The organism is Acidovorax sp. HMWF018, from assembly GCF_003061035.1.
Taxonomy (GTDB): domain Bacteria; phylum Pseudomonadota; class Gammaproteobacteria; order Burkholderiales; family Burkholderiaceae_C; genus Acidovorax; species Acidovorax delafieldii.
Genome location: NZ_QAIM01000526.1, coordinates 565 through 10,428 on the forward strand (window position 1 = coordinate 565; position 9,864 = coordinate 10,428).

Consider the following 9,864-nt stretch of genomic DNA (forward strand, 5'->3'; position numbering starts at 1 on the left):
TCGCCTGCCGGATAGGCCGCTGCGGCACCGATGAACACCATCCAGACGAACAACAGGCGCGACAGTTCTTCACTGGCTGCCACGCCGCTGCCAAAGCCGTAACGCAGCACCACGTTGATGAACACGGCCACGGCCATCACGCCCAGGCAGCTGGCCATGAGCACCTGGGAGATCCGCGCAAAGCGGCTCTGTGGCACGGCATGTTGTGCAGGGGAACTCATGCGGTCTCCTTCGTTGCCAGCCAGGCTGAGGCCTGTTGTTGCAGCGTGGGCAGGTCCAGCAATGCATCCAGGCGCAGCACGCCCGTTTCGCCCACGGGGGATTCCAGCGTGGCGAACTGGCTGTCCACCAAGGCACTGGAGAAAAAATGGGTGCCCGCGCGGGCGGCCACCCGCTGGCCGGCGTTGGCGCGGTCGATCTCCAGAAAGACAAAACGCAGACCGGGGTAAGCATTGCGCAAGCGGTCCCGGTAGGCCCTCTTGAGCGCCGAGCAGGTAAGCACCGCGCCCTGGGGCTGGGCTTGCAGCAGTTGCCCCAAGGTGGTCAGCCAGCCTTCACGGTCTGCATCGGTCAATGCAATGCCCTGGCGCATCTTTTCGCGGCTGGCGGGACTATGGTGGTCGTCCCCTTCGATCAGGGGCAGGCCCTCGGCCTGGGCCAGGGCGGAACCCAGGCTCGACTTGCCGCAGCCCGCCACGCCCATGACGACCACAAAAGCCGGTGACGCTTGAAAACTCATATTGGTAGCGCTATCCAAACAATCCATAAAAAAGGCATCCGCTCTGGATGCCGCACCATCTGTGGCAACTTCTGCAACTTCATCCAAAATGGCTCTTGTTGCGTTGCCCATCAGCCTGGACAGCGCTATCCTAACCAGATCAAATCCAACCCCCATGAGGGTTAACCCTTGAACAAACCCGAGACAAAACGCCGCTCCAGCGGCCGTATCACGCTGAGCGACGTGGCCAAGGCCGCCGAGGTCAGCCCCATCACTGCCTCCCGCGCCCTGCGGGGAGAACGCGGCGTGGCGCAAGAACTGGTGCAGCGCGTAAAAGCCGCCGCTGAGCAATTGGGCTATGTGCCCGACCCCGCAGCGCGCGCACTCGCTTCACAGCGCAGCGTGCAGGTGCCTGTGCTGGTGCCGCTGCTGTCCAACGCGCTGTTTGTGGACGTGCTGGAGGCCGTGCATCGCACGCTGTTCCCGCAGGGCTACCAGGCGCTGATCGGCGTCACGCACTACGACCCGCAAGAGGAGGAGCAGCTGCTGCGCACCTACCTCGCGCACCGTCCGGCCGGGCTGCTGGTCACCGGCTTTGACCGCACCGAGGCCGCGCGCCACCTGATTGCCGCCAGCGGCGTGCCCTGCGTGCACCTGATGGAGATGACCTCGGCCCCCGGCGTGTTCTGCGTGGGGTTTTCGCAGCAGGATGCAGGCCACAGCATGACGGACCACCTGCTGGCGCGTGGCTACCGAAAGATCGCTTTTGTAGCCGCCCAGCTGGACCCCCGCACCATGCAGCGCGCAGAGGGCTACCGCCGCTGTCTGCGCGAAGCGGGCCTGTACGACCCCAAGCTGGAGCTGCTGAGCCCGCAGCCCTCATCGATGCGGCTGGGTGGGGAACTGCTGGAAGAGCTGCTGCGCACCCGCCCCGGTGTCGATGCCGTGTTCTTCTGCAATGACGACTTGGCCCAGGGCGGCCTGCTGGCCGCGCAGCGCCTGGGTCTGTCGGTGCCCGGCCAAGTGGCCATTGCGGGCTTTAACGACCTGGCAGGCAGCGACCAGATGCTGCCGCCGCTGACCACGGTACACACGCCACGCTCCGCCGTGGGCGAGGCCAGCGCACGCATGCTGCTGGCGCTGATGCGCGGCGAGGTGCCAGAGCACAACTCGGTGAATCTGGGGTTTGAGCTGACGGTGCGCGAGAGCACCTGACTCCTCTCTCCGCGGCGCCCACCGGACGCCACAGCGCCGCCCAGACCTACGCCAAGACCCGGCGGCAGCGCGGTCGCTCGTCTCGCGCAGACAACCCATCCCCTCACTATCGCTCAGGCCAGGGTGAGCGCCGTCGCACGCCACAACCGTCGCGTGCGCCCCCCTTTGCCCACATCAGAGCTCACGCCTCCCACCGGCTCTGCAGACGGGACGAAACCCTGACAGTCACGCAGCGCACGCCGTCGCGGCGGTACCTCCTACCCAGCATGCGACTCGGACTCAGCGCACAGAGGTTTCACCCCAATTTAAGACAATATATTTTCATAAAAACAACAAGAAGTTTTTATCAAAGGTGTTCTTATCTACGGGCAAATCCATCGCTTACTTCAAAAATTCGGGTTAACACTTACCACGCAGTAAACGACAACTGTTTGACACATTCAATTCGCGTCACTACGATATGCAAATATGTTGTCTTAATTACCCCTGCTGTTGTAGCAGGGGGTGTGCCCCGAACTACTCAGGAGAGAACCATGCGCAATCTGAATGGAAAGACCGTGATCGTGACCGGCGGCGGCGGCGGCATTGGTGGGGCCACCAGCCGCCGCTTTGCCCAAGAAGGCGCCAAGGTGGCTGTGTTCGACATGAACCTGGAGGCTGCGCAGAAAGTGGCCGAAGGCATCCAGGCTGCAGGGGGCGTGGCCCAGGCCTTCCAGTGCGATATCACCCAGCGCCCCCAGGTGGACGCCGCCGTGGCAGCGGCGGAAGCTGCCCTGGGCCCCATCGATGTGCTGGTCAACAACGCCGGCTGGGATGTGTTCAAGCCCTTCACCAAGACCGTGCCTGCCGAGTGGGACAAGCTCATTGCCATCAACCTGACGGGTGCACTGCACATGCTGCACGCCGTGCTGCCCGGCATGGCAGAGCGCAAGACCGGCCGCATCGTCAACATCGCGTCCGATGCGGCGCGCGGTGGTTCGTCCGGCGAGGCGGTGTACTCCGCGTGCAAGGGAGGGCTGGTGGCCTTGTCCAAGACGCTGGCCCGGGAGCACGCCCGCCAGAACATCACCGTCAACGTGGTCTGCCCCGGCCCCACCGACACCGCACTGCTGGCCGGTGTGGCTGAAGGCGCCCGCGACCCCGCCAAGCTGCTGGAAGCGTTTCGCAGCGCTATCCCCCTGGGCCGCCTGGGCCAGCCCGATGACCTGGCCAGCGCCATTGCCTTCTTTGGCAGCGATGACGCGGGCTTCATCACCGGCCAGGTCATCAGCGTGTCGGGCGGCCTGACCATGCACGGTTGATCCCCGGATACCTCCTTACCTTTACCGAGAGAACACCATGAATTTCGAAGACATCCTGTACGAAGTGCGCAACGGCGTGGCCTGGATCACCATCAACCGGCCCGACAAGATGAACGCCTTTCGCGGTCAGACCTGCGACGAAATCATCAAGGCGCTGAACAAGGCCGGCTATGACCGTGATGTGGGCGCCATCGTGCTGGCCGGCGCTGGCGATCGCGCTTTCTGCACTGGCGGCGACCAATCGGCCCACAGCGGCAACTACGACGGCCGCGGCACCATTGGGCTGCCTATGGAAGAGCTGCACACCGCCATCCGCGACGTGCCCAAGCCCGTGATCGCCCGCGTGCAAGGTTTTGCGATCGGCGGCGGCAACGTGCTGGCCACCATCTGTGACCTGACCATCTGCTCCGACAAGGCGCAGTTCGGTCAAGTCGGTCCCAAGATGGGCTCAGTGGACCCCGGCTACGGCACGGCTTTCCTGGCCCGGGTCGTCGGAGAAAAGAAAGCGCGCGAGATCTGGTACCTCAACCGCCGCTACAGCGGCGCCGAGGCCGTGGCCATGGGCCTTGCCAACTTCTGCTTCCCGCACGACGAGCTGGATGCAGAAGTGCAAAAAATTGGTGAAGAGCTGTGCGAGCGCAGCCCCACCGCGCTGGCCATTGCCAAGCGCAGCTTCAACGCAGACACCGCCCACCAGGCCGGCATTGCGGGCCTGGGCATGTATGCGCTCAAGCTGTACTACGACACCGAAGAGTCGCGAGAAGGCGTGAACGCTTTGAAAGAGAAGCGCAAGCCCGAATTCCGCAAGTACGTGAAGTAAGCAACCGCCGGAGAAGAACGATGAACCCGAACCCGTACATCAACGAAGACCTGCAGGCACTGGCTGAAACGGTGCGCCGCTTTGCGCAGGAGAAGGTCGCGCCTGGCTTTTTGGAGCGCGACAAGACCCGGGTGCTGGACCGCGCCCTGCTGCGTGAAATGGGCACGCTCGGGTTCATCGTGCCAGAGTTGCCCGAGCAGTTCGGCGGACTGGGCATGGGGTGTCTGGCTGCGGGCGTGATCCACGAAGAGATTGCCCGCGCCGACCTGAGCTTCTCGTACCTGAATCTGCTGGCATCGCTCAACGCGCAGATCCTGTCCAAGTATGGCAACCCTGACGTGGTCAGCCCCTGGCTGCAGAAGCTCATTCAAGGCGAAGCGATCTGCGCCATCGCCCTGACCGAGCCGCGCGGCGGCTCCGACGCCGCCAACCTGCGCCTGAAGATAGACCGCGATGGCGACCATTACGTCATCAACGGTGAAAAGACCTCCATCTCGGCCGCCGACCAGGCCGACATCACCGTGGTGTTTGGTCGCACCGGCACACCGGAGCAGGCCGCGCATGGTGTGACCGCCGTGCTGGTGCCCATGGATACACCTGGCATCACCACCAACCGCTTTGACTGCCATGGCCAACGCGCCATTGGCCGCGGCTCGATCTTCTTCGAGAACGTGCGCGTGCCCATCAGCCACCGCCTGGGCGACGAGAACAAGGGCTTCGTGCAGGTAATGCACGGCTTTGACTTCTCGCGCTCGCTCATCGGTCTGCAATGCCTGGCCGTGGCGCGCGTGGCGCTGGAGGAAACCTGGGAATACATCACCCAGCGCCAGGCCTTCGGCCAGCCGCTGTCGGCGTTCCAGGGCGTGACGCATCCGCTGGCGCAGTACGACACCGAGGTCGAAGGCGCTCGCCTGCTGTGCCTGCAGGGCCTGTGGCTCAAGGACAAGGGCCTGCCGCACACCGCAGAAGCCGGCATGGCCAAGTGGTGGGGCCCCAAGCTGGCCTACGACGTGATCCACCAATGCCTGCTGTGCTTTGGCCACGGCGGCTACGACCGCGGACTGATGGAGCAGCGCCTGCGCGACGTGCTGGGCTTCCAGATCGGAGACGGCACGGCGCAGATCATGAAAACCATCATCGCCCGCGCCCGAGCCGGCCGCAAGTTTGTGCCTGCCTGAGCGCCCCCCCAAGTCACCACAGCTCACCGCAGGCCACGGATCACCCACAACAACACCAGGAGACAAGACCATGGAATTTGACGCTGTACTGCTCCCCCCGCGCCGCACGCAGCGGGTGGCCGAAGGCCACTGGCGTGACCGCACCATCAACGATGCGCTGGACGCCTGCGTGGCCACCTGCCCCGACAAGCTGGCGCTGACCGCGCTGCAAGTGGAAACGGGAACCACCACCCGCTTTACCTACCGCGAGTTGGCACGCATGGCTGATCGCATTGCCGTGGGCCTATCGCGCCTGGGCGTGGGCCGGGGCGACATCGTGGCGTGCCAGTTGCCCAATTGGTGGCAGTTCACGCTGACCTACCTGGCCTGCTCGCGCATCGGTGCCGTAATGAACCCGCTGATGCACATCTTTCGCGAGCGCGAACTCTCGTTCATGCTGCAACATGGCGAGGCCAAGGTGGTGATTGCGCCCCAAACCTTTCGGGGCTTTGATTTTGAGCAAATGATCACCGCCCTCCAGCCCACCCTGCCGCACCTCAAGCATGTGGTGGTGGTCGGTGGCAGTGGTGCCAACAGCTTTGACGCCCTGCTCAGCGGTCCCGAATGGGAACAGCAGCCCGATGCGCAAGCCATCCTGACCGCCCACCGCCCCGGCCCCGACGAAGTCACCCAGCTCATCTACACGTCGGGCACCACGGGCGAGCCCAAGGGCGTTATGCACTCGGCCAACACCGTGATGGCCAACATCATCCCGTACGCCGAGCGCTTGCACCTGGGTGCCGACGACGTGGTGTTGATGGCCTCGCCCATGGCACACCAGACGGGCTTCATGTACGGCCTGATCATGCCCATCCTCCTACAGGCCAGTGCCGTGCTACAGGACGTGTGGGAGCCCACCAAGGCCATTGCACTGATCAATGCAGAGAAGTCCAGCTTCACCATGGCCTCCACGCCGTTCCTCACCGATCTGGCGCGTACGGTGGCCGACAGCGGCGTAGCCGTACCCAGCCTGCACACCTTTTTGTGCGCTGGCGCGCCCATCCCTGGTCCGCTGGTGGAACAGGCGCGCAAGGCGCTGGGCGCCAAGATCGTCTCGGCTTGGGGCATGACCGAGAACGGCGCTGTCACGCTCACCCGTCTGGAGGACGACGATGAACGCTCTTTCAACACCGATGGCTGCCCACTGCCTGGCGTGGAGATCAAGGTGGTGGATGTGGACGGCAACGCCTTGCCGCCAGGCGAGCCCGGCAAGCTGCTGCTGCGCTCATGCTCCAACTTTGGCGGCTACCTGCACCGCGCGCATCTGAACGCCACCGACGCCGACGACTGGTTCGACACCGGCGACCTGGCCCGCATCGACGAGCGCGGCTACCTGCGCATCACCGGCCGCAGCAAGGACGTGATCATCCGCGGCGGCGAGAACATTCCGGTGGTCGAAGTCGAGTCGCTGCTCTACCGCCACCCCGCCATCGCCATGGCGGCCATCGTGGCCTACCCTGACGAGCGCCTGGGCGAGCGGGCCTGCGCTGTGGTGGTGCCCAAGCCCGGGCAGACCATCGACCTGCCAGGCCTGGTGCAGTTCCTCAAGGACCAGAAGATTGCCGTGCAGTACATCCCCGAGCGCCTGATCGTGCGAGACGTGATGCCAGCCACACCGTCCGGAAAGATCCAGAAGTTCAAGCTGCGCGAAATGCTGCGCGAACAGGTTGCCTGAAGGTTGCCACCGTTTTCCCGTCGATCACTACACAACAAACCAGCAGGAGACAACGACATGCTTACACGCCAACCTTCCCCCATCCGCAGACGCCTCATCCAGTCTGCCGCCCTGGCACTCTGTGCCTTGGGCGCCATCGGCACGGCGCATGCGCAGGCCTGGCCCACCAAGCCGGTCAAGATCGTGGTCGGCTTTGCCCCAGGCGGCACCACCGATGTGATGGCACGCGTCATGGCCCAGTCGCTCACCGAAGCACTGGGCCAGCCCGTCGTGGTGGACAACAAACCTGGCGCCAGCGGCAACGTGGCAGCGGCCGAAGTGATTCGCGCACCTGCAGACGGCCACACCTTCCTGATTGCGCCTACTTCGTTCGAAACGGCCAACCCTTTCCTCTTCAAGCAGAGCATTGCCCCGGCCAAGGACCTTACGCCCATCGCGGGCGTGGGCCGCAGCCAGATGTACCTGGTGGTCAAGCCCCAGTCCACCTTCAAGGACGCCAGGGAGTTTGTGGCTTATGCCCGCGCCAACCCGGGCAAACTGTCGTACTCCTCCGCAGGCCCCGGCACGCCACCGCACCTGGCGGGCGAGTTGTTCAAGAAGGTCACCGGCGTGTTTGCAACGCACATCCCTTACCGGGGCGCAGCGCCTGCATTGCAGGATGTGATGGCCAACCAGGCGGACTATGTCTTTGACCCAGGCATTGCCTTCCCGCACGTGCGCGCAGGCAAGGTACGCATGCTGGCCGTGGCGGGGGCCAAGCGGTCGTCGTTCTTCCCGGATGTACCCACGCTGGCAGAGCTGGGCTTCAAGGGTGCGGAGCTGGACATCTGGTTTGGTATGTGGGCCCCCAATGGCACACCTGCAGACGTCACGGCCCGCATGGCCCGGGAGATCGCCAAGGTGCTGGCCCTGCCCAGCACCAAGAACCGCTATGAATCGCTGGGCGCCGAGCCCGTGGGCCTGGACAACGCCGAGTTCCGCACCCTTCTGACCGAAGAGACCAAGCTGCTGTCTGGCCTGATCCAGGAAGCCAAGATCAACATCGACTGACCCGGCCACCCGCCACACCCACCATGAATGATGCTTTGGTACTGACGGAAACCCGGGGCCGGGTGGGTGTGATCACGCTCCACAGGCCCCAGCAGCTCAACGCACTCAACGACGCCCTGATGGACCAGCTGAGCGCCGCCCTGCTGGCCTTCGATGCGGAAGACGATGTCGGCGCCATCGTCCTCACTGGCAGCACCAAGGCATTTGCGGCCGGTGCCGACATTGCGGTCATGGCCGACTGGTCGTTCATGGATGTGTACCGGGGCGCCTTCATCACCCGCAACTGGGAGACCATTCGCCAAGTGCGCAAACCGGTGCTGGCGGCCGTGGCAGGCTTTGCCATGGGCGGCGGCTGCGAGTTGGCCCTGGCCTGCGACATCATCGTTGCCGCTGAATCAGCCCGGTTCGCGCTGCCTGAAATCAAGCTCGCCATGCTGCCGGGCGCCGGGGGCACGCAGCGCCTGCCGCGCGCCATCGGCAAGGCCAAGGCGATGGACATGTGTCTGTCGGGCCGCATGCTCGATGCGCAAGAGGCCGACCGCTATGGTCTGGTCTCGCGCGTCGTACCCGACGCCGAGTTACTGGACCGCACGCTCACCCTCGCGGCGCAGATTGCCAGCTTCTCGCTGCCCGCACTCATGGCCATCAAGGCATCCATCAACCGCGCCTGGGAAAGCCCGCTGACCGAAGGCATTCTGTTTGAGCGCCATGCGCTGTACGAGCGCTTTGCCAGTGCCGACGCCCACGAGGGCATGCACGCGTTCCTGGACAAACGCGCCCCAGCGTTCGAACATCGCTGAGCTGAAGGCCCCGATCGCCCCCAACCGGCAGCGGGAAGTCCTGAGCAGGCTCAGCCCTCGGACTCCGCGCCAGTATCCAGCCGCTGCATGTTGTCCAGCAGCTTGAGCAGGTAGTGCAGCGTGTGGGTGATGTCTCCCACCGAGAATTCCTCCAGCGCCTGCTCGTAATAGGCATTGATCTTGGGCCGGGCCTTGACCAGCCACGTCATGCGTCCGGACTCGGTCATCTTGATCAGCCGGGAGCGGCGGTCCTTCTCATCGGTCTCCATACAGATGTGGCCATCGCGCTCCAGGCGTCCAATCACCCCCGCGAGGTTCTGGCGGCTGACCAACAGGTAGCGCGCCAGCTCGTTCACCCCCATACCCTGCTGCGCTTCCTCGCGCGAAAGGGCTCCCAGCACCGCCCATTGCTGCGTGGTCAGCCCCTCGCTCTCCACCGCTCGCGAACCGGTTTTATGCAACAAGTTCGCACATTGGTACAGCCGAAAAAACAACCGGTTAGCCAGCTCCATACGGGCGATCTGTGCTTTGGAATCAGGGTGGTGCATGCGTGAGTTCTTAGTGGGTTATGCAGACTGCAACCGCGCGGCAATCAAGTCAACATATTGTCTCACTTCAACATCCACCCCGCACCACACCACACCACACCACACCATCACGATCAACCCAACCACCGGCTTTGTCTCTTGCCCTTCGGACTGCATGAATTCAAGCACCCGGTGCGCAACACAATCATTGGCGATCTGCTGCTGATCGAAATCCACAACCCACCGAAAGCGGTCGCGCAACGGCGCCAACGCCCTCGGCACTGCGAGCGGGCGGACCATAGGGGCGACAACACCGTCATCGCGCGCTGTAGCGCATGCGGCTGTGTGGGCTCAGGCCGCCGCCAGCGCCCGGCTGCTGGATGAGGCCTTCATCTCCTTGCGTAACGCCACCGCATCGCGCGACTGGGTGGGTGCCGACGCGTCGATGCGGAACACCTGCACGGTCTCGGTCATGGTCTGCGCCTGGCCGTTGAGCTGCATGGCCGAGGCCGCGTTCTCCTCTACCAGCGCGGCGTTCTGC

Annotated in this window: 11 protein-coding genes and 1 pseudogene; 7 read left to right on the forward strand and 5 right to left on the reverse strand. The window is 64.3% G+C overall.

Annotation, left to right across the window (positions count from 1 at the left end):
- On the reverse strand, window positions 1–221 hold a 221-nt coding region (locus tag DBR23_RS31510), incomplete at its 3' end, for a TRAP transporter small permease subunit (protein WP_233250670.1).
- Window positions 218–739, reverse strand: coding sequence for a gluconokinase (locus tag DBR23_RS22285; protein ID WP_233250671.1), 522 nt, complete (start codon window positions 737–739; stop codon window positions 218–220). The genes DBR23_RS31510 and DBR23_RS22285, both read right to left, overlap by 4 nt.
- Window positions 740–907: 168 nt before the next feature.
- Between DBR23_RS22285 and DBR23_RS22290 the strand changes: the two genes are divergently transcribed.
- The 7 genes from DBR23_RS22290 to DBR23_RS22320 all read left to right on the forward strand — a co-directional run bounded on the left by DBR23_RS22290 (window position 908) and on the right by DBR23_RS22320 (window position 8,796).
- Window positions 908–1,933: a LacI family DNA-binding transcriptional regulator gene (locus DBR23_RS22290; RefSeq protein ID WP_108499612.1), complete on the forward strand. Its 1,026-nt coding sequence runs from the start codon at window positions 908–910 to the stop codon at window positions 1,931–1,933.
- Window positions 1,934–2,466: 533 nt separating this feature from the next.
- Complete coding sequence (badH, locus tag DBR23_RS22295; RefSeq protein WP_108499613.1) at window positions 2,467–3,234, forward strand: 2-hydroxycyclohexanecarboxyl-CoA dehydrogenase; 768 nt, start codon at window positions 2,467–2,469, stop codon at window positions 3,232–3,234.
- 37 nt (window positions 3,235–3,271) lie between these two features.
- On the forward strand, window positions 3,272–4,054 hold the full coding sequence (gene badI / locus DBR23_RS22300) for a 2-ketocyclohexanecarboxyl-CoA hydrolase (RefSeq protein ID WP_099730828.1): 783 nt from the start codon (window positions 3,272–3,274) through the stop codon (window positions 4,052–4,054).
- A gap of 20 nt (window positions 4,055–4,074) precedes the next feature.
- Window positions 4,075–5,232, forward strand: coding sequence for a cyclohexanecarboxyl-CoA dehydrogenase (aliB, locus tag DBR23_RS22305; protein ID WP_108499614.1), 1,158 nt, complete (start codon window positions 4,075–4,077; stop codon window positions 5,230–5,232).
- A gap of 70 nt (window positions 5,233–5,302) precedes the next feature.
- Entirely contained in the window at window positions 5,303–6,946 is a 1,644-nt protein-coding gene (gene aliA, locus DBR23_RS22310; RefSeq protein WP_108499615.1) for a cyclohexanecarboxylate-CoA ligase, read from the forward strand.
- A 57-nt stretch (window positions 6,947–7,003) separates the two neighbouring features.
- On the forward strand, window positions 7,004–7,996 hold the full coding sequence (locus tag DBR23_RS22315) for a tripartite tricarboxylate transporter substrate binding protein (protein WP_056058282.1): 993 nt from the start codon (window positions 7,004–7,006) through the stop codon (window positions 7,994–7,996).
- A gap of 23 nt (window positions 7,997–8,019) precedes the next feature.
- Window positions 8,020–8,796, forward strand: a complete 777-nt coding sequence (locus DBR23_RS22320) for an enoyl-CoA hydratase-related protein (RefSeq protein WP_108499616.1) — start codon at window positions 8,020–8,022, stop codon at window positions 8,794–8,796.
- Between the two features lie 50 nt (window positions 8,797–8,846).
- On the opposite strand, the gene DBR23_RS22325 is transcribed toward DBR23_RS22320, so the two are convergent.
- The 3 genes and pseudogenes from DBR23_RS22325 to DBR23_RS31515 form a co-directional block, all read right to left on the reverse strand.
- Window positions 8,847–9,344: a MarR family winged helix-turn-helix transcriptional regulator gene (locus tag DBR23_RS22325; protein ID WP_108499617.1), complete on the reverse strand. Its 498-nt coding sequence runs from the start codon at window positions 9,342–9,344 to the stop codon at window positions 8,847–8,849.
- 18 nt (window positions 9,345–9,362) lie between these two features.
- On the reverse strand, window positions 9,363–9,623 hold the full coding sequence (locus tag DBR23_RS22330) for a hypothetical protein (RefSeq protein ID WP_108499618.1): 261 nt from the start codon (window positions 9,621–9,623) through the stop codon (window positions 9,363–9,365).
- Window positions 9,624–9,674: 51 nt separating this feature from the next.
- Window positions 9,675–9,864: pseudogene (locus DBR23_RS31515) on the reverse strand (chemotaxis protein); the annotation flags it as partial.

Bases quoted from the DNA above. Each gene is read 5' to 3' on its own strand.
- DBR23_RS22325 (WP_108499617.1), bottom strand. From the start codon at position 9,344: ATGCACCACCCTGATTCCAAAGCACAGATCGCCCGTATGGAGCTGGCT.
- aliB (WP_108499614.1), top strand. From the start codon at position 4,075: ATGAACCCGAACCCGTACATCAACGAAGACCTGCAGGCACTGGCTGAA.
- DBR23_RS22315 (WP_056058282.1), top strand. From the start codon at position 7,004: ATGCTTACACGCCAACCTTCCCCCATCCGCAGACGCCTCATCCAGTCT.
- DBR23_RS22320 (WP_108499616.1), top strand. From the start codon at position 8,020: ATGAATGATGCTTTGGTACTGACGGAAACCCGGGGCCGGGTGGGTGTG.
- badI (WP_099730828.1), top strand. From the start codon at position 3,272: ATGAATTTCGAAGACATCCTGTACGAAGTGCGCAACGGCGTGGCCTGG.
- aliA (WP_108499615.1), top strand. From the start codon at position 5,303: ATGGAATTTGACGCTGTACTGCTCCCCCCGCGCCGCACGCAGCGGGTG.
- DBR23_RS22330 (WP_108499618.1), bottom strand. From the start codon at position 9,623: ATGGTCCGCCCGCTCGCAGTGCCGAGGGCGTTGGCGCCGTTGCGCGAC.
- DBR23_RS22285 (WP_233250671.1), bottom strand. From the start codon at position 739: ATGAGTTTTCAAGCGTCACCGGCTTTTGTGGTCGTCATGGGCGTGGCG.
- badH (WP_108499613.1), top strand. From the start codon at position 2,467: ATGCGCAATCTGAATGGAAAGACCGTGATCGTGACCGGCGGCGGCGGC.